Source organism: Marinobacter goseongensis, assembly GCF_023156235.1.
GTDB classification, from domain to species: domain Bacteria; phylum Pseudomonadota; class Gammaproteobacteria; order Pseudomonadales; family Oleiphilaceae; genus Marinobacter; species Marinobacter goseongensis.
On record NZ_JAKZAI010000021.1, the window covers coordinates 18,087 to 40,283 of the forward strand.

Annotated in this window: 19 protein-coding genes and 2 tRNA genes; 9 read left to right on the top strand and 12 right to left on the bottom strand. The window is 59.1% G+C overall.

The window, feature by feature from the left end; translation table 11 throughout:
• Positions 1 to 43 precede the first annotated feature (43 nt).
• On the top strand, positions 44 to 715 hold the full coding sequence (locus MLC70_RS15670; protein ID WP_248185301.1) for a TIGR04211 family SH3 domain-containing protein: 672 nt from the start codon (positions 44 to 46) through the stop codon (positions 713 to 715).
• 4 nt (positions 716 to 719) lie between these two features.
• Positions 720 to 1,010 (top strand): PilZ domain-containing protein, encoded by a 291-nt coding sequence (locus MLC70_RS15675; RefSeq protein ID WP_248185302.1) that lies wholly within the window; start codon positions 720 to 722, stop codon positions 1,008 to 1,010.
• 59 nt (positions 1,011 to 1,069) lie between these two features.
• Here the strand turns inward: MLC70_RS15675 and rraA are convergent, their stop codons facing one another.
• On the bottom strand, positions 1,070 to 1,549 hold the full coding sequence (gene rraA, locus MLC70_RS15680) for a ribonuclease E activity regulator RraA (RefSeq protein ID WP_248185303.1): 480 nt from the start codon (positions 1,547 to 1,549) through the stop codon (positions 1,070 to 1,072).
• Positions 1,550 to 1,579: 30 nt separating this feature from the next.
• Complete coding sequence (gene ppsA / locus MLC70_RS15685; protein WP_248185304.1) at positions 1,580 to 3,952, bottom strand: phosphoenolpyruvate synthase; 2,373 nt, start codon at positions 3,950 to 3,952, stop codon at positions 1,580 to 1,582.
• A gap of 124 nt (positions 3,953 to 4,076) precedes the next feature.
• Here ppsA and ppsR point away from each other — a divergent pair, with 124 nt between their 5' ends.
• Positions 4,077 to 4,892 carry a posphoenolpyruvate synthetase regulatory kinase/phosphorylase PpsR gene (gene ppsR / locus MLC70_RS15690; RefSeq protein WP_248185305.1) on the top strand — a complete coding sequence of 272 codons (816 nt, stop codon included), beginning with the start codon at positions 4,077 to 4,079 and terminating at the stop codon, positions 4,890 to 4,892.
• Between the two features lie 28 nt (positions 4,893 to 4,920).
• Here ppsR and MLC70_RS15695 read toward each other — a convergent pair whose 3' ends face one another.
• A complete protein-coding gene (locus MLC70_RS15695; RefSeq protein ID WP_248185306.1) occupies positions 4,921 to 7,845 on the bottom strand; it encodes an insulinase family protein in 2,925 nt (974 codons plus the stop codon).
• A 99-nt stretch (positions 7,846 to 7,944) separates the two neighbouring features.
• Here MLC70_RS15695 and MLC70_RS15700 point away from each other — a divergent pair, with 99 nt between their 5' ends.
• From MLC70_RS15700 to MLC70_RS15710, 3 genes are all read left to right on the top strand, one after another.
• Positions 7,945 to 8,418: a hypothetical protein gene (locus MLC70_RS15700; RefSeq protein WP_248185320.1), complete on the top strand. Its 474-nt coding sequence runs from the start codon at positions 7,945 to 7,947 to the stop codon at positions 8,416 to 8,418.
• Between the two features lie 102 nt (positions 8,419 to 8,520).
• Positions 8,521 to 9,789: an MORN repeat-containing protein gene (locus MLC70_RS15705; RefSeq protein ID WP_248185307.1), complete on the top strand. Its 1,269-nt coding sequence runs from the start codon at positions 8,521 to 8,523 to the stop codon at positions 9,787 to 9,789.
• A gap of 50 nt (positions 9,790 to 9,839) precedes the next feature.
• Entirely contained in the window at positions 9,840 to 10,841 is a 1,002-nt protein-coding gene (locus MLC70_RS15710; RefSeq protein ID WP_248185308.1) for a response regulator, read from the top strand.
• Here MLC70_RS15710 and MLC70_RS15715 read toward each other — a convergent pair.
• The gene (locus tag MLC70_RS15715) at positions 10,801 to 11,391 is read right to left on the bottom strand and encodes a nucleotidyltransferase family protein (protein ID WP_345799562.1); all 591 of its coding nucleotides are present in this window, start codon (positions 11,389 to 11,391) and stop codon (positions 10,801 to 10,803) included. The two genes, MLC70_RS15710 and MLC70_RS15715, sit on opposite strands and share 41 nt — an antisense overlap.
• Before the next feature lie 162 nt (positions 11,392 to 11,553).
• Between MLC70_RS15715 and MLC70_RS15720 the strand changes: the two genes are divergently transcribed.
• Entirely contained in the window at positions 11,554 to 12,405 is an 852-nt protein-coding gene (locus MLC70_RS15720) for a 6-pyruvoyl trahydropterin synthase family protein (RefSeq protein ID WP_248185310.1), read from the top strand.
• A gap of 128 nt (positions 12,406 to 12,533) precedes the next feature.
• Here MLC70_RS15720 and MLC70_RS15725 read toward each other — a convergent pair.
• The 3 genes from MLC70_RS15725 to gltX all read right to left on the bottom strand — a co-directional run bounded on the left by MLC70_RS15725 (position 12,534) and on the right by gltX (position 14,289).
• A tRNA-Glu gene (locus MLC70_RS15725) sits at positions 12,534 to 12,609 on the bottom strand.
• Between the two features lie 7 nt (positions 12,610 to 12,616).
• A tRNA-Ala gene (locus MLC70_RS15730) sits at positions 12,617 to 12,692 on the bottom strand.
• A gap of 112 nt (positions 12,693 to 12,804) precedes the next feature.
• Entirely contained in the window at positions 12,805 to 14,289 is a 1,485-nt protein-coding gene (gene gltX, locus MLC70_RS15735; protein ID WP_248185311.1) for a glutamate--tRNA ligase, read from the bottom strand.
• A gap of 154 nt (positions 14,290 to 14,443) precedes the next feature.
• On the opposite strand from gltX, the gene MLC70_RS15740 reads away from it, so the two are divergent.
• Positions 14,444 to 15,385 (top strand): zinc ABC transporter substrate-binding protein, encoded by a 942-nt coding sequence (locus MLC70_RS15740; RefSeq protein WP_248185312.1) that lies wholly within the window; start codon positions 14,444 to 14,446, stop codon positions 15,383 to 15,385.
• Positions 15,386 to 15,396: 11 nt separating this feature from the next.
• On the opposite strand, the gene MLC70_RS15745 is transcribed toward MLC70_RS15740, so the two are convergent.
• From MLC70_RS15745 to MLC70_RS15760, 4 genes are all read right to left on the bottom strand, one after another.
• Positions 15,397 to 16,311 (bottom strand): AEC family transporter, encoded by a 915-nt coding sequence (locus MLC70_RS15745; RefSeq protein WP_248185313.1) that lies wholly within the window; start codon positions 16,309 to 16,311, stop codon positions 15,397 to 15,399.
• A gap of 82 nt (positions 16,312 to 16,393) precedes the next feature.
• Positions 16,394 to 17,164, bottom strand: a complete 771-nt coding sequence (locus MLC70_RS15750; protein ID WP_248185314.1) for an SDR family oxidoreductase — start codon at positions 17,162 to 17,164, stop codon at positions 16,394 to 16,396.
• A gap of 35 nt (positions 17,165 to 17,199) precedes the next feature.
• Positions 17,200 to 17,607 (bottom strand): MAPEG family protein, encoded by a 408-nt coding sequence (locus MLC70_RS15755; RefSeq protein ID WP_248185315.1) that lies wholly within the window; start codon positions 17,605 to 17,607, stop codon positions 17,200 to 17,202.
• Between the two features lie 32 nt (positions 17,608 to 17,639).
• Positions 17,640 to 18,506 (bottom strand): metal-dependent hydrolase, encoded by an 867-nt coding sequence (locus MLC70_RS15760; protein WP_248185316.1) that lies wholly within the window; start codon positions 18,504 to 18,506, stop codon positions 17,640 to 17,642.
• 112 nt (positions 18,507 to 18,618) lie between these two features.
• On the opposite strand from MLC70_RS15760, the gene MLC70_RS15765 reads away from it, so the two are divergent.
• Positions 18,619 to 19,689 carry an AraC family transcriptional regulator gene (locus tag MLC70_RS15765; protein ID WP_248185317.1) on the top strand — a complete coding sequence of 357 codons (1,071 nt, stop codon included), beginning with the start codon at positions 18,619 to 18,621 and terminating at the stop codon, positions 19,687 to 19,689.
• 35 nt (positions 19,690 to 19,724) lie between these two features.
• Here MLC70_RS15765 and MLC70_RS15770 read toward each other — a convergent pair whose 3' ends face one another.
• Positions 19,725 to 22,118, bottom strand: coding sequence for a DUF3427 domain-containing protein (locus tag MLC70_RS15770; protein ID WP_345799563.1), 2,394 nt, complete (start codon positions 22,116 to 22,118; stop codon positions 19,725 to 19,727).
• Positions 22,119 to 22,197: the final 79 nt, after the last annotated feature.

A 22,197-nucleotide genomic window follows, 5' to 3' on the forward strand; every position in this document is an offset into this window, starting at 1 on the left:
ATAATCTTATGCCCGACACTCGCCAAACTCAGGAAAAAAGCCCGTGACGCTCATTCGCCTCATTCTCAGTGTTCTCGTTGTCGTCTCCTCCGTAGCGGTTGCCCAGGCGAGAACCGTGTACGTCGATGACCAGCTCTACCTGCCGGTCCGGTCAGGCCCGGGCTCCCAATACCGAATCATTGAAAATGCGGTACCCAGCGGCACCGCGCTGCAAGTTCTTGAAGGTGAGAACGAAAATTACACCCGGGTGCGCACCCCCAAAGGCAACGATGGCTGGGTGTCGACGCAATACCTCAGCGATACCCCCATTGCACGAGACCTTCTTCAGCGTGCCACCCGCAACCTGGAGAGCGCACGCAGTGAGCTCAACCAGACCCGGGAGCAGCTGAAAGAAGTCACCGCAGAGCGGGACGAACTGCGCAACTCCGAGACGTCACTGTCAGGCCGCACGGAACAATTGCAGCAGGAGCTGAGCCGCATCAAGGAAGTGGCTGCTGATTCCCTGAATCTTCAGCAACGAAATGGCGAACTGCGTGAAGAGAACCAGAAACTGCGGAACGATCTGGAAGTACTCACCGCCGAGAACGAGCGTCTTGAAGCCAGCAAGGAATCCGATTTCATGCTGCTGGGCGCTGCACTGGTGCTGGGCGGGGTTCTGCTTGCCCTGATTATTCCAATGCTCAAACCAACAAGAAAAACCGATAACTGGGCGTAACTCTATGAAAGATTATTCGGAAAAGCGCGATTTCCATCGCATGCAGGTGAACTCCGAGATCGAAATCACCAACAGCAAAGGTGAAACGTTTATCGGCACCTGCCGCGACCTGAGCGCCGCCGGCATGCAGTTGTACGTTGACCGCCCGGTGGTGGTCGGCGAAGAGCTGAAAACGGTGCTCCGCCCCACCAGCGATCAGTTTCCACCACTGGAAACGGTCTGCGAGGTGGTTCGCTGCGAACCTGACGGCGAGGGCTTTCTGCTCGGGGCCAACATCAGCGAAGTTACCCGCTGACACAAAAACGGCGGCCATTGGCCGCCGTTTTTGTTGGTATTACCGCTCTCTGACACGCATCAGACCAGCGGCTTCTCGGACACGATAATGCCATTGTTGTCGGCATACACGTAGTGACCGGGCTGAAAGGTCACACCGTGGAAGGTCACCGGCACGTTCAGATCCCCCAGGCCGCGTTTTTCGCTCTTGCGCGGAAAGGTTCCCAGCGCCTGCACGCCCAGTGCAGTGTTGCCGATTTCCTCCACATCGCGCACGCAGCCATAAATGATCAGGCCGGCCCAGCCGTTGCTCGCGGCCTTTTCTGCCAGCATATCACCCAGCAGTGCGTGGCGCTTCGACGCACCACCGTCCACCACCATGACCCGGCCGTTGCCCGGTAGACCCACCTGCTCCTTTACCACGGAGTTGTCTTCAAAGCATTTTACGGTCACGATCTCACCGCCAAAGGCCTTGATACCGCCGTAGTTGTTGAAGCCGGGCTCAGCGACCAGCACTTCCGGAAATTCGTCACACAGGTCCGGGGTTATGATATCCGTCACGTTGTTACTCTCCTTCTCCGGGAAATGAATTCAGTCGATCTTCTCGTCGGCCAGGAAGAACCAGGTATCCAGTACCGAATCCGGGTTCAGTGACACCGTATCGATCCCCTGATCCATCAGCCACTTGGCCAGATCCGGATGGTCCGACGGACCCTGCCCGCAAATGCCGATGTATTTGTTGGCTTTCTTGCAGGCCTGGATGGCGTTGGACAGCAGAGCCTTGACCGCATCGTTACGCTCATCAAACAGGTGCGCGATGATGCCGGAATCCCGGTCCAGACCGAGGGTAAGCTGGGTCAGATCGTTGGAGCCGATGGAGAAGCCATCAAAATGCTCCAGGAACTGATCCGCCAGAATGGCGTTGGCCGGCAGCTCGCACATCATGATCACGCGCAGTCCGTTGTCGCCACGCTTGAGACCATTTTCCGCCAGCAGGCTGACCACCTGTTCCGCTTCACCAACGGTGCGCACAAACGGCACCATCACTTCCACGTTGGTCAGACCCATCTCGTTGCGCACCTTTTTCAGGGCACGGCACTCGAGCTCGAAGCAGTCACGGAAGGTTTCGGAAATGTAGCGGGAGGCGCCACGGAAGCCCAGCATCGGGTTTTCTTCATCCGGCTCGTACAGCGTGCCGCCGATCAGGTTGGCGTATTCGTTGGACTTGAAGTCCGACAGCCGAACAATCACCTTCTTCGGCGCAAATGCAGCCGCCAGGGTGGAAATGCCCTCCACCAGCTTGTCCACGTAGAAATCCACCGGGGAATCGTAGCCTGAAATGCGCTTCTCAACGGTTTGCTTGATGTCACGCGGCAGGCCGTCGAAGTTCAGCAATGCCTTCGGGTGCACACCGATCATGCGGTTGATGATGAACTCCAGACGGGCCAGCCCCACCCCTTCGTTGGGCAGTGCCTGAAAATCAAACGCCCGGTCCGGGTTGCCGACGTTCATCATGATTTTGAACGGAATAGCCGGCATGGAGTCCACGGTGTTTTCCCGCAATTCGAAGTCCAGCGCGCCCTCGTAGATCATGCCGGTGTCGCCTTCCGCGCAGGAAACCGTCACGGCCTGGCCGTCTTTCAGCACTTCGGTGGCGTCACCACAACCCACCACCGCCGGAATACCCAGTTCGCGGGCGATGATGGCGGCGTGGCAGGTGCGCCCGCCGCGATCCGTCACAATGGCGGAGGCCCGCTTCATGACCGGCTCCCAGTCCGGATCGGTCATGTCGGTGACCAGTACATCGCCTGGCTGGACCCGGTCCATCTCATTGATGCTGTTCACAATCTTGACCGGACCGCTGCCGATCTTGTGGCCGATACTGCGCCCCTCCACCAGCACCTTGCCGGTTTCGTTCAACAGGTAACGCTCCATCACGTTGGCAGAGGCGCGGCTCTTGACAGTTTCCGGGCGCGCCTGAACGATGTAGATGCGGCCGTCGTCGCCGTCTTTCGCCCACTCGATGTCCATCGGGCGCTGGTAATGCTTTTCGATGATCATGGCTTGTTTGGCCAGCTCTTCCACTTCGGCATCGGTGATGCAGAAACGGTTACGGTCTTCCTGCTCCACCTTCACGGTTTCCACAAACTGACCCTCGCCCGGGCTGGTGTGGTAGATCATCTTGATGGCCTTGCTACCCAGGTTGCGGCGCAGAACCGCAGGGCGACCAGCCGCAAGTGTCGGCTTGTGGACGTAGAACTCATCCGGGTTTACCGCACCCTGCACCACGGTTTCGCCGAGGCCGTAGGAACCGGTTACGAACACCACATCGCGGAAGCCGGATTCGGTATCCAGGGTAAACATCACACCGCTGGCCGCTGTTTCACTGCGCACCATCTTCTGAATGCCCGCAGACAGCGCCACCAGCTTGTGATCAAAGCCGTGGTGCACCCGGTAGGAAATCGCGCGGTCGTTAAACAGCGATGCAAACACTTCTTTCACCGATGTGCGCACCTGCTCCAGACCCACCACGTTCAGGAAGGTTTCCTGCTGGCCGGCAAACGAGGCATCGGGCAGATCTTCCGCGGTGGCGGACGACCGCACGGCCACTGCCATGTGGTCGTTGCCATCGCGCAGTTTGGCGTAATTGTCTGCCAGCGCTTTATCCAGAGCATCCGGGAACGGAGTGTCGATCACCCACTGACGGATCCGCGCGCCCACTTTCGCCAGCTCATTGACGTCGTTCACGTCCAGGGCGTCCAGCGCCTGGTCGATTTTGTCTTTCAGACCGTCAGTAGCGAGGAATTCACGGTAGGCGTGGGCCGTGGTGGCAAAACCACCGGGAACGGTAACACCCGCATTGGCAAGATTACTGATCATTTCACCGAGGGAGGCGTTCTTACCGCCAACCCGGTCAACATCGGACATTCCCAGGTGGTCAAACCAGATAATGTAATCTTCCAAAGCACGTCTCCCTTGATTCATTAGAGCAAACTGCGCTGCGCAGTCTCGAACTTGGCGTGTATGATACTGTAACCTGTGGCAATTACCTAGGGTACCCGTCGAATCCGGAGCCGGACGAACTACCATGAAACGAACTGCATTCTTTATCTCTGACGGCACCGGCCTGACCGCCGAAGCCCTCGGCAACAGCCTGCTGGCCCAGTTTGAAAAAATCGATTTTGAGCGCGTGACCGTGCCCTACATCGACGATCAGGGCAAGGCGCGTGACATGGTCAAGCGCATCAACAAGGCATCGGAAACCGACCAGAGTCGACCGCTGGTTTTCGACACCATCGTGAACGGCGACATCCGTGACATTATCTCCACCGCTGACGGATTCATGGTGGACATTTTCGGCACCTTCCTGAATCCGCTAGAGCAGGAACTGCAGTCATCGTCGTCCTACTCGGTGGGTAAATCCCACGCCATCAGCAACGAAGGCAGTTACGAGCGCCGCATCAAGGCGGTTAACTTCGCCCTGGACAACGATGATGGCGCGCGCACTCGCCACTACGACGAGGCAGATCTGATTCTGGTGGGCGCCTCGCGCAGCGGGAAAACCCCCACGTGCCTTTACCTGGCGCTGCAATATGGGGTGAAAGCCGCGAACTACCCGATTACCGAGGAAGACCTGGAAGACCAGCAGATGCCCGGGGCCCTGAAACCCCACAAGGAGAAAATCTTTGGGCTGACCATTGAGCCGGAGCGCCTGGCCACCATCCGGAATGAACGGAAGCCGAACTCACGCTATTCCTCCATGAAGCAGTGCATGCACGAGATCGAGGAGATTGAGCTGATGTATCGCCGTGAGCGGATTCCCTTCCTCAACACCACGGCCTATTCCGTGGAAGAGATTTCAACCCGGATCATGGTCGCCACCGGGTTGAAACGTAACCGCTGACTCGTTGGGCCGGCGGTTCAGGGGCGGATCACAGCTCCTGGATGGCCAGCCCCAGCGCCTCCGCCCTGGCCCGGTTTTCCGGGCTGGTTACCACCGCAACACTGGCCTTCTCCGGCACCAGCCACTGGCTCGCCACCCGTTTCAGGTCCTCCATTGTCACCGCCAACACCCGCTCACGGAACGTGGCCCGCTGCTCTGGTGTGCGACCAAACAGCTTGTTGTGGAAGGCATGGCGCGCAGCACCGGCCGGTGAACGCGGCCGGTCCAGCTGCCCCACCACACCGAGAATAGACTCCTCCAGCTCCTGCGGATCGTGTTCGGCTTCCTGCAACCAGAGCAGCGCGTTGTCGAAATCCTCAAGGGTTTCCTCCATGCGCGGGTCGCGGTACGAGAAGAACCGGAACGCGCCGTTCACGCTGTCCTGTCCGGCGCCACCACCGTAGGCGCCGCCTTTTTCACGGATCGCCCGGTGCAGGTACCCGTTGCGCAGGAAGCCGCCCAATACCGTCAATGCCGCCGCGTCGGGATGATCCACCGCCACGGTGTTGTAGGCCTTGGCGCAGAAATTCACCTGAGTCGAGGTCACCCACGCCTCGCGGGTGGCGTAGTTCACCGGTGCCATCTTCCAGGGCTCCCCCGCGGTTGCGGCTACCGGCTCCCAGCAGGATTTGAGATCGTCCAGCATCGGGTCGAGCTGATCCTGCTCGCCGATCACCAGGAATTCACGGGCCTGCTGGCGAACTTTCTCATGCAGCGCCGCCAGACGATCACAGAACGCCTGCAGCTCCGCCGGATCGTTCAACGCTTTGTCGAGGGCTTTGGTGCCACGAATGGCTTCCAGACCACCGATGCGGAAGGAAAGCCAGGCGCCCGGGCTCATACCCTGAGACGCAGCCCCCATGGCCAGGCCATGACCACTGCCGGTGACGGCCTGTTCGCGACGGGCACGAATCTGCGCCACCAGCTCACGCACCCGCTCGGTTTCATCGAAACGGGCCCCGTGGAAAACGTCGTTAAGCAGCCTGGTCAGCGCACTGCGATTGCGAGCCAACGCCTTACCGTTGAAGATCAGGTAACCGGTCAGGTCCTGGACGTCATCAATCCGCCCCTTGGCGGAAAAGGATGCGCTGATACCGCCGGATTCGGCGGAAATGCGGTCCTGCATCTGGAGGTAATCAAGATCGCCGCAGCCCACCTCTGGAATCAACGTGGTGTAATACGGCAGCAGCAACAGCTCTTCTTCGGTCAGTGCCGGTACCAGCAATACCACCTGCTCGTAAACCAGACCATTGGTGCCACGGGCAAACACCGTTGCGGCGATGTCGCCGTCGTAGCGGCTTTCCGGCTCCGGCATCTGCAGAGGCACATCAGACAGATCCACCTTGGGCAGGATGGAATCGTCGTCCTTGCGCTGTTGTCGTTCTTCCAGCGCCTGCGCCCGCTCGACGATCTGGCGCACCTCGTCATCGGTCAGCGCGGCTTTGCGCCGTGCCAGGGCCTCGCGAATGGCCTGCTGACGGTGGCTTTCCAGCTTCTCGTCAGGACGCAACGTCAGTGTGACCCGATGGGGATTCTCCAGCAGCTTACTGCGAATCAGCCCCGGCACATACTGGGGATCACGGATCTTCTCACGCATGTGCGCCAGCACCGGCTCCAGGTCCAGCAGCTCCACCGGATCTCCGCCGTGGACCATCGGCGAAATGGCGCTCATGATCAGTTGCAGGCCATAGGGGAACTGGTCGCCGGCAATTTCCCGCTGGTGCAGTTCGAGCTGGTGCAGAATGGCTTCCAGGCGATCTTCGCTGACCCCCTCCTCGACCACCTTCTGTAGTGTTTCTTCGATCAGCGCTTCGAGTTCCTTGCGCTGCTCCGGCTCGCTGCCTTCAATACCGCACACAAACGTCATCTCGCGGTTGGAGTCCTCCAGACCGCACATGGGCGATGGCGAATGGCCGATATCAGTGGTTTCCAGAGCCCGCATCAACGGCGACGCACTGTTCTCCAGCAGAACCGCAGAGAGCAACTGGCCCTCCAGGTTTTCCTGCAGATCAAAGCTGTGGCCCAGCAGCCAGCCCATCACGATGTGGGTTTTATGGTCGGTGGGTTCGCCCTCGTTGACGGCGTAACCCTGCTCCACCCTCACCGGCGCAAACAGACGTTTCTCGTCCCGCACCGGCAATTCAATGTCCAGCCGATCAAAGCGCTTCAGCGCCAGCTCCTCGAAGCGTTCGTGGTGCTCATGGGCGGGAATGTCACCGTAGGTGGCAAAGATGGCGTTACTGGGGTGGTAATGGTGACGATAAAACTTCACCAGATCCTCGTACTCCAGATCCACAATGTGGTCCGGCTCACCGCCACTGTTGTAGTGGTAGGTGGTGGTCGGAAACAGGTGGCTCGACAGGTTCTGCCACAACTGGGAGGTGGCGGAACTCATCGCCCCTTTCATCTCGTTATAGACCACGCCGCGGTAGACCAGATCCGTTGACGGATCCTCCGGCTTGTCGAATTCCAGGCGATGGCCTTCCTGGGCGAAATCCAGCGGATCCAGCTTGGAGAAAAATACCGAATCCAGATACACCGACAGCAGGTTGTCAAAATCCTTGCGGTTCATGCTGGCGAACGGATAGGCCGTCCAGTCGCTGCTGGTAAAGGCGTTCATGAAAGTGTTCAGTGAACGGCGGATCATCATGAAAAACGGATCGCGTACCGGGTAACGCTCGCTGCCGCACAGCGCCGTGTGCTCCAGAATGTGGGCCACGCCGGTCGAATCCATCGGGAAGGTTCGCAGCGCCACAAAGAAAACATTCTCATCATTATCGGCGGCCAGATGCAGGTGTCGCGCCCCGGTTTTGCGGTGGCGGTACTCTTCCACGGTGACATTCAGCGTGCCGATCTGGTGGCTGCGAAGCTTCTCAAAAGCAGGATGGGTTGCGTTGTCGATCACAGCGGCCATTCAGTCTATCCTGTCGTTAACAAATTGAGAGTTGTAGGGTAACACGGTCTATCGATTATCATGCATCCGTCCTGTAACCAGAAGGTAGCGCCCGAATCCATGACCATTGCAGACAGCCATACCACCCCGAAAAAGGGTTCCGTTCAGGCTCCGGAAGTTGCTGCCTGGTGGGCCGAGCGCCGCCGCTATATCGAGCAGATCCGCAAGGTGCCGGAGGTTCGGCAGCGCTACTGGCGGGAAGCAGCCGTTTACCTGCTGCGGAGAATTCTCTGGTCGTTCGGCTTTTTCCCGGTGTTTATCGCCTTCTGGGTGCCCTTTGTGCTCTCCAGCTTCAATCCGGTGGTCATGGCCTCGGATCTCATCCCCATGCTGCAGAACTTCGTGGAATCCAACCCCGAAGTTCAGGCAACCACCTTGAGCACCCTGGCCATTGCCTGGGCCTCTGTGGGCTTCTTCTTTCTGGTGTTCGATTTTGTGCTGACCCCGTTCCGCTCACCCTATGAATATGAAGCCGACGTGTATATGCGCTCCTGGGAACAGCTCAATCATGACCAGCTTCCGGCCAAAGTGTGATACGGCCTGCATTCTCGTTAAGTTCAGACACTTTCTGTTACATAACGTTGCATTCACTGGTTAATATGATGGCGTCCGGAATGCAGGAATGCGAGGTTTCCCATGGTCGATTTCAGACCCCTTCTGTTCATCAACGCACTGGCCCTCATGCTATTGGTCACGGCAGGGTTTGCCTCGGTGCGCGAGGACAAGCCGCTGGTTGACGCGTTCAGCGCCGAAGCTCCGACACAGTCCCGGCCTGCCCCGGAACCCGAGCAGTTGTATGAGTCGCCACAGGACACTCCGGTTACCGTAGACGCGCCCCGCGAGGCGATCACTGCCGAGCCCTTCTCGATTTCTCCGATGCCGGAAAACCCGACGGTGGTTGCGCGGGCCGAGCCACCCTCCGCTATGAACACCCGCACCGACGTCGCCCCGGAACCCGTGGCACCGCCCCCGAGCACCGGGAAACTGGTGCTACGCTCGAATGTGGTGGGCGACAAGGTCACCATCAATGGCCGGCAATACGGCGCCACCCGCCTCGACCTGGAACTGGATCCGGGCCGCTATGAGGTCACCATCAGTAAAGACGGCTTCAAACCCTGGAGCCAGACCGTCGCCATGGAGGCTGGCCAGAACAGAACCCTGATGGGCAAGCTGGAGGCCTACACCACCGTCAATTTCCGCGATGGCACCTGGATTGGCGGCGTGCGCACCGGCGACGGCAACTACAAAGACAGCAACGGTCTGCGCTATGAAGGGCATTTTGTCGATGGTCAGTTCCACGGCAAAGGCACCGCCTGGTACGCCGACGGTAGCCGCTACAGCGGCGACTGGAATGAAGGCCGCCGCGAGGGTGAAGGCGAGTGGCGCAGCGCCGACAACAACCGCTACACCGGCCAGTTCCTCGCCGACCAGTTTCACGGCCAGGGCACCCTCACCCTGGAGAACGGCGACATCCTCACCGGCCAGTGGGCAGAGGGCCGGCTGAACGGTCACGGATCCATGACCACCGCTGATGGCATGCTTTACGTGGGCGGCTTCCGCAATGATGAGTTCCACGGCAGCGGCAGCCTGACCTACCCCGATGGACGGCATTACGACGGCGAGTTCTCCAACGGTGATTTTCACGGCAACGGTGCTGAGGTATTTGCCGACGGCAAAAAATACGAAGGCGAATACATTGAAGGCAAGTTCCACGGCAAGGGCCTGCTACGCAACCCCAACGGCAGCTCCATCGAAGCCACCTTCAAGCTCGGCGAACCCTACGGCCAGGTCCGCCTGACCACCGCGGCCGGTGAAGTCTTCACCGCCCGCACCACAGAACCCGGTGTGTGTTATCGGGACAAGAGTTACCGGGCCACCCAGTGCCCGCAACTGGAAGGCTGGTAAGTCATCAGCCCGATAATGAACGCAAAGCCCTGACAGGTTGAGGTTGTGACATGGCGATCAAGAACGCACTTCTGGTAGACGACTCTAAGGTAGCGCGATTTGCCCTGAGCAAACTGCTGGAAAACCGGGACATGGAAGTCAATATGGCGGGTTCTGCGGAAGAAGCTCTGGATTTCCTCAACAGCAACCAGCGTCCGGACGTGATTTTCATGGACCACCTGATGCCCGGCATGAACGGTGTAGAAGCCACCAAGGCCATCAAAGGCAATCCCACCACAGCCGGCATCCCCATCATTATGTGCACCTCGAAGAAGTCGTCGTCGTTCATGGAGGAAGCCCGCAATTTTGGCGTCTACAACATCCTCACCAAACCACCCCAGACCGAAGGCCTGAGCCTGGTGCTGGACCAGCTCGACAGCGATGTGACCCAGGGCGCGATCTCCGGGGAGCCTATTGTGGTCGCCAAAGAGCCGGAGGTAAAAGCCGAGGCCGAAGACGACCTGGTCGAGCAGATTGCCCGCTCGGCGGTCAAAACCCACATCAACAACCGCCTGCACGAACTGCTGAGCGATCTGTTTGATGAACAGTACGACCACCTCAAGCGCGCGCTGGACGATGCCAGCAAGAAACAGGACGCCGCTGTTGAGGAAAAATTCAAGACTGTTTCCGAGCTCATGGATGAGCGCACCCGCAACCTGCGGGACGATGTCGCCGCCGAAGTGAACCTTAACCTCGGCCGGGAACTGGCCGAGCTGAAGAAGGAACTGGCCCGCAACAGCGGCTTCACCGGCGAGCACATGGCAGAGCTGAAGGACCACATCACCAGCGTACAGACCATCGACACCGAGTTCTGGCAAACCCTGCAATCGGAGGCCATCCAGCAAGCCCACGAGATCTCCCGGGAAACCGCAGAAGACATCGCCCAGCGCACCATCGATCTGTTCGTGGCGCAGCAGCGCGCCGCGACCTCGAAGCTTTACACCCTGGGGTTAGCGGTCAGCCTGGGCGTCTTTACCGTCGGCATTGCCTGGTTGTCGGGCCTGTTCGGCTGAGCTGCAGCCTGACCGCCGCCCAGTCCACCGGGGTGTCAACGTCGTCTGCCACCCCGGGGATCTCCACGCGGGTGGCACCGGCGGCCAACAGTACCGACGCCGCCCCGCGATCCCCCTCAAGGGCCAGAATATCCGGCCACAACCAACGCGGCAGCCAGGCGGGCACCCCGGGCCAGCCGCCATAATCCGCTGCAACCGGCTGATCCGGCATGAAACGCGCGGCCTTCCCCATCGCCATCAGTGCGGCCGGTTCCAGTAACGGCTGATCCGCCAGCACCACAAACACCCCCCGGGCGTCTGCTCCCAGGCTGGCGATTCCCGCCCGCAATGAGGCTGCCATTCCCTCGCGCCAATCCGCCACCGGCAACCAACACGCTGGCTGAACTCGACCGCGAAAACGCATCAGCGGATAACCGGCACCGGTGGCCACCGTCACCCGGCTACTCATCAGCCTGGCTTGCCGTATCGCCTGATCCAGCAGCGTACCCTGCCCGGTCTCCAGCAGGGTCTTGCTGCGCCCCATACGCCGCGAGGCACCGGCTGCCAGCACCAATGCGGGGAATTGCTCATGGCTGGCCTTTGGTGATTTGTCTATGGTGTGGCCCTCCCACGGGACAGCAAATTAACGCAGACACATCGACAGACTGCTCGCGTACCCGGATTTTTGCTAGAATCCGCCCATCAATCAACCTCATCCTGTTCGGACTTCTCGATGAATCACCTGTTTGTGGACAATCTGACCGTTATCGATTTCGCCTACCTGGATCCGAACCGGGGTCTGGTGGGTGAAAGCTGGATTGCCGATGTGGTCCTGGGCGGTGAACTGGACGAGCAGGGCATGGTGTTCGATTTCAGTAATGTGAAACGCACCATCAAGCGGGTGATCGACGAGCTTGTAGACCACCGCCTGGTGGTGCCCCGGGGCTACGCGGGCGTTGCCTGGACCGAGGAAAAACCAGACACCTTCACCTGGACACTCACCGACGGCTCACGCATTGTTCACCGCGGGCCGGATGAGGCCGTTGTCTGGTTGTCTGCCGAGCGTGTGGTGCCCTCCGCCGTGGCGGCGCTGCTGGAGCGTGAATTGTTGGCGGTGCTGCCGGGCAACGTAACCGATGTGCAGATTCACCTGCGCGAGGAAGTGATCGAAGGCTGCTATTACCATTATGTGCACGGCCTGAAGAAACACCTTGGCAACTGCCAGCGCATCGCCCACGGCCACCGCTCCCCTATCCGCATCGATCGCAACGGCCAGCGGGACTACGACCTGGAGAAGCGCTGGGCAACCTTATGGTGTGACATCTATGTCGGCTCGGAAGAAGACGTCAGCGGGCGCTGGGTCGACGAGCACGGCGTGGCCTACGTGACCTTCGAGTACGAGGCCAATCAGGGCGAGTTCGCGCTCACCCTGCCGGAGCAGCGGGTGTACATGATGAGCACCGACACCACGGTTGAGCTGATTGCCGCGCACATGGCGGGTGAGCTGAAAGCGGAGTTCCCGGAGGATAGCATTCGGGTGAAGGCGTACGAAGGCGTTGGTAAAGGCGCTATCGCCTCTCGCTAGGCTCTCTGATCAGAGCCTGCCCGCAACAGCTTCAGAGAATGTTAATCAACTTTCTTCCCGACACAAAAAAACCGCCCGAAGGCGGTTTTTTTGATGGCTTTCCGGTGGACTAAACCGTCAAGCCGTATTGGCGTCCCCTAGGGGGTTCGAACCCCTGTTGCCGCCGTGAAAGGGCGGAGTCCTAGGCCACTAGACGAAGGGGACTAGAAATTGGTGGAGCCAAGCGGGATCGAACCGCTGACCTCAACACTGCCAGTGTTGCGCTCTCCCAGCTGAGCTATGGCCCCTCAACGGCTGCGTATATTAAGGATCCGCCCTATGGGCGTCAACCTTTAATCTCCATTTTTTTCAGTTTTCTGAACTTCACTGTTCATTCCGTTTAGTTCTTCACCAAAGCGGTTATTCCGCGAGCAACGCGGCGTATTCTTTCTCCACTTTCTTGGTTTCTTTCTTCGAGAAGCCACCCATCACGTCCAGGGCATGGCGTAACCGTGAGCGGGTCATATCCGGACCCAGCAACGCCATGGAATCCATCACCGACCAGGAATTCGGCGTGCCGGCGATGGCCACGAAGATGGAAAACATGAAGTCGCCCATTTTCAGGTCCATGGCCTTGGCCAGGGTCTTGATGTCGGCAAAGATGGTGTCCTTGCTCCAGTGGCGCTGGGCCTCCAGCTTCCACAGGGTGAACTGCAGCACCCGCTTGACCTGAGCTTCCTCAAGCTTGTTGTGGGCAAAGTCTTCCGGCTTGAGGTTGAGCATGCCGGCGAACATGAACGACGCCATGGGCGCCACATCGGAAAACACTTCCGCCCTGCCCTTGATGTGCGGAATCAGCGCACGCAGGGCGTCTTCGTTGAACCACCAGTGGCGCATCTTCTCCACGAACTGGTCGTCGCTCAGATCCTCGCGCAGCCACAGGCCGTTCAGCCAGCGCAGTTTTTCCACATCGAACACCGGGCCACCGAGAGATACCCGCTGAATGTCGAAGTTCTCGATCATCTCGTTGAGGGTGAACTTTTCCCGCTCGTCGGGCATAGACCAGCCCATACGGCCGAGGTAGTTGGTCACCGCCTCCGGCAGGAAGCCCATGCGCTCGTAGAAATTGATGCTGGTGGGGTTCTTGCGCTTGGACAACTTGCTCTTGTCCGGATTGCGCAGCAACGGCAGGTGGCACAGCTCGGGCATGTCCCAGCCGAAGTACTGGTACAGCAACTTGTGCTTGGGCGCGGAGTTGATCCACTCCTCCCCCCGCAGCACATGGGTGATTTCCATCAGGTGGTCGTCCACCACGTTGGCAAGGTGGTAGGTGGGCATGCCATCGGATTTCAGAAGGATCTGACAGTCCACCTGGGACCAGTCGATCTCGATGGTGCCACGGAGCATGTCGCGGATCTCGCAGACCCCCTCATCCGGCACCTTCATACGGATCACGTAAGGATCACCGGCGTCCAGACGACGCTTCACCTCTTCCTCGGACAGCTCCAGATCGCCCTTGATGCCCGGGTTCAGGCCCTGGGCCTTGCGCTCCTCGCGGATGGCGTCCAGTTCTTCCGGGGTGCGGAAGCAGTAGAAGGCGTGACCGGCGGTGACCAGGTCCAGGGCGTACTGACGATAGGAGTCCTTGCGCTCGGATTGCCGATAGGGGCCGTGCGGGCCGCCCACGTCCGGCCCTTCGTCCCAGTCCAGACCGAGCCAGCGCAGGGCGCGCAGAATGTCCTGCTCGGACTCGCCGGTGCTGCGGGCCTGGTCGGTGTCTTCGATACGCAGAATGAACTGGCCGCCGTGCTGACGGGCGAAGCACAGGTTGAACAGGGCCACGAAGGCGGTACCAACGTGTGGATCACCTGTGGGTGACGGGGCAATTCGGGTACGTACGGTCATGAAACAATCCTGGTAGATAAGTGGCCGACTGGAAAGCCACGCATTATAACGGCCCGGGAGCAATTTCGCATGAGGGTAGCGCCACACAACCTTTCGCTGAGAATGCAATTGTTATATTATAACGTATCAATTCAGAATCAGAGCCCGATCTCTCATGCCCAATCCTTCTCGAACCAGCGCCGTTGCGCTGGGACTGGCTGCGCTGCTCAGCCCGTTGTCCACCCTCGCTGCCACTCAGGTAGTGACGTCCATCAAACCGGTCGAACTGCTGGTCAGAGCGGTTGCACCAGAAGATGTGGAAGTCACCAGCCTGGTGCCGTCAGGCTCCAGCCCGCATAACTACACCATGCGCCCCTCCCAACGCCGGGCTCTGGAGAACGCCGACGTCATCTTCTGGGTGGGTCCCGAAATGGAGACCTTCCTGTCGCGCCTGCTCGGCGGTGAGGAGTTCAGCCAGAGAACGGTATCGCTGATGCACGGGGATGAGGTACCGGCAGCAGAGGCTGTTGATGCGCACCATCACGACCATCATGACGATCACAACGACGCCCACAGCCACGATCATGGCGACGGCGAAGACCCACACATCTGGCTCGACCCGGCACTGGCCCTGGACATGGCACAGGATATCCACCGGGCACTGTCACAGCTTGAGGGTGCGGACACCGAGGCCCTGGATGCCAATCTCGCCCGCTTCGAAACCTCACTGCACGAAGCCGAAGACAACATCCGCCATCGCCTTGAGCCGCTGGCAAATATCAGCCTGTTTGCCTACCACGATGCCTTTACCCGTTACGCCGGGCACTTCGATCTGAAACTGGAGGGCGTGCTCACGCTGAATCCGGAACTGTCTCCAGGCGCCCGCCACATTGCCGAGGTGCAGGACAAACTGCGCGCTGCCAATCAGCCCTGCCTGCTCACCGAACCCCAGTTCAACCGCCAGTGGTGGCGCTCCATCACTAACGGCCTGGGCATCACCTTCAGCACCTGGGATCCGCTGGCCACAGACGTTGAATCCGACCGTAACGGCTACGTGAACTTCTTGCAGGGTATTGCGGACAACGCGCTAAGCTGCCTGCCAGAGAAAACCCGGTAACCCTTTAAGCCTTACCAGAGCACACCGAGCACAAGGGGAATCGACATCATCGCCAGCAATGTCTGGCCACTGATGATGCCGGCCATCAACGGCGCGTCACCACCGAGCTGACGCGCCAGGATGTAGGACGACGTCGCCGTGGGCAGCGCCGCCAGCAGCACAGCCACCTGCACTAACATTCCTTCCAACCCCAGCAACAGCGCCAACCCGGCGGTGATCAGCGGGAACGCCACCAGCTTGGCCACCGATGCCACCAGAAATGGCATGGATGCACCCCGCAAAGCTTTCAGCTGCAACCCTGCGCCGACGGTCATCAGCCCCATGGGCAACGCCAGATCGCTCAACGGCGCCAGAATACCGGCCACCAAAGGATGGAAGCCGATCTGGAAGAAACTCCAGGTCACACCGAACACCGAACCCACGATCAGCGGGTTGGTCACGATGGCTTTCAAGACCGGCCGCCACTGCAGCGGCCCCTGCCCCGCCGTCAGCGAGAACATCAGAATGCAGAGCAGATTCAGCAGCGGCACCTTGACGGCCACGGCAATGGCGATCAGTGACAGCCCCTCATCACCCAGCAGCATGCCGGCCGCCGCCAGGCCCACGTAGGAATTGAACCGGATACCGCCCTGAAACACGGAAGAGAATACCGGCCCGGGCCAGCGCCAGACCGCTTGCAGTAGCGCCAGTACCAGCGTCATCACCAGCAACATGGCCACAATCAACAGCAGGATGTCGCCGTAGGCGGAGGCGGGCAAGCGGGCCTGGCCCAGCTTGTAGACCAGCATGGCGGGAAACAGCACGTAGTAGGTAAAGCGCTCGGCCTGCAGCCAGAAGCCGTCGCCGGGAAAATTCCAGCGTCGGAACAGATGCCCCATCACGATCAGCGCGAAAACAGGCACCAGCGCCTGAACCATCACCGGCATTGCGTCATTCCCCCGAGCCCCGTGCCTGTAGAGCCCGAGAGAATAACAAAGTCAGCCCGCCGGCGTCTTGATGCCGCAGATCCTACTTGCGCCAGAGCTTGCGCAGCACGGAGCGGGTAACGGAGGCCGGCGCCGACCTGGCAATGGGCCACAACGCACGGAACTGCAGGGAGATAGGCCGATGCAGGCGCGGCTGTTCCACCTGCGCCCAGACCTGAGCTGCCACCAGATCCGGTGTCAGATTCACCCCCAGGCGCTCGAACAGCCGGGAACTGTGCTCGTTCTGCTGCACCATGGCGGTTCTGACAAACGGCGGCATCAGATCGCACACGCGGATACCGTGAGGCTCCCACTCAATATCCAGCGCCTCCGTCATGGCCCGTACCGCGTGCTTACTGGCGGAATAGGACGCAAAATCCGGAATGCCGTAGGCGGCAGAGGCCGAGCTCATGTTTACCACCTGAGCGTCCGGCGTGGCTTTCAGATACGGGAACGCCGCATGCAGCACCGTCATCAGGCCGATCACGTTGATCTCGACCACCGCGCGATGGTCCGCCAATGCAATCTCCTCGAACGGCCCCACCCGCAGAATGCCGGCGTTGTTGTGCAGCAGCCGCAGCTGGCCGCCGGTGCGCTCGGCAAACTCCGCAAGGCCCCGCTTCACCGAGGCTTCATCCACCACGTCCATCACGTGAGTGCTGCACCGATCGTTACCCAGTTCTTCCCGTAACGCCGCCAGCGCCGCCTCATCCCGATCCGCTGCGCCGACAAACCAGCCTTTGGCGGCAAACAGCAGCGCGGTTTCACGACCGATACCCGCGGCCGCGCCGGTGATAAAAATGCAGTCTTTCATGGACAATCCCTGTAATGGTTATCGGAGCGCTTCGGTCAGCCGAGCAGCAAGCGGTAAACCATCACCAGCACCAGCACGATCTGGATCAGGAAGAACGTCGCCCGCAGGAGAATCTGGATAAACGAGGTGCCGCTGATGTGCACCACGCTCTGGGCAATGCGCGCGTACAGTACGAGCGCAGCCAGCCCACCGATCGCTTCCAGCCGGTTCATCAGCCCGGCCACCACCACCACCGCCGCAAAGACCGCGAAGTTCTCGATGCAGTTCAGGTGCGCCGCCTTGGCCCGCTGCAGAATCGGCGCATCGATGGGCTGCTTGTTGCGCTCCCAGCTATCAATGGGTTTGGCGCCGGTGAGGGCCTGAGGCACACGGGGCACGGCGTAGATCAGCGCCAGGATCAGCATCCATCCGGCGTACAACAGAACAGCGGTGTAAGCGGTCATTCAGTCTTCCTTTTTTGTTGAGTTTTGGGATCTTACTCGCCGAGCCATTTCACCTTGGCTTTTTCAACCAGGGAACGGGCATCGTGATTCCAGGGGTGAAACCCCGGGCTGTAAAACTTCAGGTAGGATGGCACAAGTTTGCGAAACACGCCGGGCTTGCCCCACATGTATTTGAACGCACCCGCCCAGGACTTCAGATTGCCCAGCTGGCCATCTTCTTTCATCAACTGTACCAGATGAATGCTGGTAAATACGGGAAAAAGCACACTCACCACCAGCATTTCCTGCAACCGCACACTCTCACGGCCACCCACGGCCTTGTAGACGTCAAACGCCACCGCCTTATGCTCAGACTCCTCAATAGCATGCCATGCCCAGATCTTGGCCATGCGGGGGTCCATTTCATCCAGCGCGTCATACTTCAGCAGGAACTCTTCCGCCATCAGCGCGGTGAAATGCTCAACGGCGACGGTGTGGGCCAGTTGCCGCTCGGGGCTGAAGTTGTTGCGCATCCAGTCCATGAACGCCTGAATTTCGGTTTCCAGGCGACCAAGACCAATGCCCCGCTCCTCCAGGAAGCCATTCAGCAGCTTGTGTTCCCGCGAGTGGTGCGCCTCCTGCCCGATAAACCCACGCACCGCTTTCTTCAGTTCCGGATCGGTAATACGATCCTGGTAGTGGCGCACGGTGTCAATGAAGAAGGTTTCGCCCGGTGGGAACGATGCAGACAGCGCTGCCAGCAGCAGCGTTTTGACCGGATCGTTGTCCCACCAGTATTTCGGCGTATCGTTCGCCAGATCGATGTTCGGGCGGCGCACCTGGGGAATCACGCTCAAGGGCGACTTGGCAGGCTTGCCTCCGGACAAAGGAATGGCTTGGGCATTCACGGCTGAGCTCATGGGCAGACTCCTGAATTCGGGATTTCTTGTAATCTGGCCTACAGAGTACTGGTCAAGGCCCTGCCTCCGTGAGATGTTTGGCGGACAAAGCACTTGTCATTGGTGGCCAACCTTGAGCAACACCCAGCCTACAAGCATTCCGACTGACCTGCCCGGCTGGACCCAGCAGCCGAACCAGCCCGTGACCTACCCCCGCATGTTTGTAGAAGTGGCGCGGGAGCTGGGCGCGGAACCCGCTGACATACTGCAGCAGGCCGGCCTGCCCCCCGGTGCACTGGATGACCCCGCCGGCCGCATCTCCTACCTGCAGACCCTCCACGTGTTCGCTGCGGTGCATGCAGCCATTGGCGACACCGCGCTGGGGTTCGACAACGGCTTGCGCCTGCCCCTGACCGCGCACGGCAGCCTGGGCTACGCCCTGATGTGCGCTCCTACCCCACGGGAGGCCATCGCGATTCTGGAGCGATTCTGGAACCTGCGGGGGCGCGGTGTGTTGATGACCGTCCGCCAGACCGAAAACCAGCTGTTCTTCGAAATCGAACCAGAAGTGCCCCTGCCCGAGCCGCTGCGGGAAATGATGTTCAGCTCCATCCTGACCAGCATTGTGCGTGGCATGGAGTTTGTGCAGCCGATGCAACCCAGTGAACGGGAAATCTGGCTGCGGGGGCCCGAACCCCCGGGATACCAGCGTCGCCAGCACCAGGTGCCGGGGGTCAGGTTCAACATGCCCAGCGCCGGTGTGCTTCTGGGCGGCGATCCAGCGTGGCTGGATACGCCCCTGCCCACCGCCAACCCCGAAGGCCTGGCCCAGGCGCTGGCCCAGTGCGAGCGGGAAAGCGCACTGACCGAAACCGACAACGACATCGCCCGCCAGATCCGTGCGCACCTGGTGCTGGATCAGAGCGGCTACCCCACCCCGGAGCAGCTTGCGAACAAGCTGTGCCTGACACCCAGAACCCTGCGCCGGCGCCTGCATGAGCAGGGCCTGAGCTACAAACAGATTCTGGATGACGTGCGCCGCCGCGACAGCTGCCACCTGCTGGCCACCTCCGACCTGGAGATCCAGAGCATCAGCGAACTGCTGGGCTATGCGGACCCGGCGAATTTCACGCGGGCGTTCAAGAGTTGGACCGGGAAAGCGCCGCGGGTTTGGCGGCAGGAATATTCCGGCCCTACCTTTTAAATTTTTCTCAGCTAAGGAAGTGCGATCGCAGCAGATCAGCTCTTAGAGGCCAAGCGAAAAACCACACTCATTGGAGCGCTGCCCTGGTGGCTCTGATAATCAACGGAGCCATGATAGGTAAACGGTGCAGACGTGCCGTTTCTGAGCTTGTTTTCCCTCACAAACAGATGCACCGAGAGTCCGAGCTTTAGGTGGTCAATTAGTTCCCGTCCACGCTTGCTTTCCGGCGTAGTCGCCCGCTGACTCTGCCAGTGGAAGGTACCCTCATCGATCCAATGATCAACATACCGGTGCTCCTCACTCTTCCCTTGCTTGTTCAACGTCACCAACAACACGTGGGCGTTGGCGTCCCTGAGGAATATGTGGCCACTGTTCCAGTTGCCTGGATTAAAAGTAGTTCCAAATAGGTCAGGAATTTCTTCTCGGGGAAACTCCTGCCCGATGGCCATATCCAAGGGATCGACGACCGTCTTGAAGCGAGCGAACGTGCGAAATTGCTCGCGCAGTTCAGGTGTGACCACAATGTCTTCAAAGTCCGGATTGGCGGCTTTCAAAATGTACTGGCCAGACGCCGATTTCTGAACTGTTCGCAGCAGATATTGGGTATCTCCTGCGCCATCCATCCGCTCAATGGCGAGGGTTTGCCCCGTGATTGACCCCGCTTGCTCCGAGTTCACTTGTTCCAGAAGCAAATAATCTCCGTCGTGGATGGGGCTTTTTCCGCCATTCATGGAGTTACCGGATGCCTTCGCAATAAAATGTCGGGCGGAGTCGAGGCGGCCATATCCTGCTCCCAAGGAGCGGTACTCTTCCGACTCAACCCTGCTGGTGCGAAAATGGCCACAAGCAATTTTTAGCGATGGGAAGAAGGGTAGCTCAGTGCCCACTGGAGCTATGGGCGTCACATCAGCGGTTTGAGAAGGATCAATCCTTGCGTCCAACCTGTTCTCGTGTGAAGCCAGTCGGAAATCAATGAGCTCTTGCACCATCGACTCAAAAACTTCTAACTGGTCACTATGGATTGCAAAAGCTGACGCAAATCGACCCTCGTCAACCTGAAATATGGCTGGCGTTTTATTCGTCCAGTGATCAACTGGATTCACTTTCCAATACTGCTGCCACTTTGAAGATAGTCCATCAACATCCTTAACTGCTTCTGCCAGCTCCCCATTCAGCTTGGGACGACGCTTGATTATGCGCCATGATGCGAAAGCAAGCTCTCGCATCTCTGGAGCCTTACTCCAGCCACCGAGCTGCAAAAATGCCTCAAGCAGAATCATCTTGAAACATTTGGTCATGGAAGTGGTCTCTACCTCGACCAGAAAGCGTCCATGTTCAGCCAGCAGAGCTACTTCAATTTCGGTGAGATCGCCCATCTCGTTCAGCAAGCCAAACCAGCTGCCGTGTTGATTTCGCGTCTGTTTGAGATTGGCTCCGAAACGGTAGTATTCAGTGAGAGTCGGACGACGACCCAACGTATCTTTTAACGCCTGGTAGTCTTTTTCCGCACCACGTTGATCAAGTCCTTTCAGGAAGTCGATCACTTCCAGGTCGTAATTGATGAAGCACCCATCAGGCAATTCCAATTTGTCTTCCTGTGCCTTGCGTGCGAAATCCGCCAGCTGGCGGTGGTTCATGGCCTTTCCCATCAGTGCCTGCGGCTTATGCAAAAAGCTCTGATGGTTGCCAACGAAATCCAGAATGACCAGTTTTTCTTTTCCGGTGCTTAGGCGCAGACCCCGGCCGATTTGCTGAAGGAAAAGAACTTTCGACTCGGTGGGACGCAATAGAAGAACCGTATCAATGGCAGGCAAGTCGACCCCTTCATTGAAAAGATCGACTGAGAAAATGATCTCCAACTGCCCTTCCGTTAACATTTCGAGTGCCTCGCCCCGAGACATCTCTGATTCGCCATGAACGGATGCCGCCGCAACCCCCTGCCGGATAAATTGTGCTGCCATGAAGTCCGCGTGTTGTCGGGACACACAAAAGGCCAATGTCCGGCTTTGGCGACGCTGCCGCCACACCCTCAATGCATGTTTGGCACGCCCAAGGGTGGCCAACTTGTGAGCAAGCAGGTTCGGATCGAATTTTCCGTTACGCCACGGAATCTCTGCGTAGTTAACCGTGTCGTCATAAATGCCATAGTAATGAAATGGCACCAGAAAACGACCTCTGACGCCTTCAAATAATGGGTACTCGTAAACTAGATTGTCATCACACAGCGACAGAATATCGGACCGATCCGTGCGGTCCGGCGTTGCCGTCAGCCCTAACATGAACTGCGGTGCGAAGTAACTGAGAAGTCGGTGATAAGTCGGCGCAGACGCATGGTGAAACTCGTCGACGACAATGTAATCAAAATACTGTGGACTGAATTGCTCAAGGTGCGCAATTTTTCCCAAGGTCTGGACTGAGGCACACAGGATGTCCGTAAGCGCCGTTAAATCGACCCACTTGCCCTAATCGTATTGAGCCACTTTTTTCAAAGCCGGCAACTCGGCATTC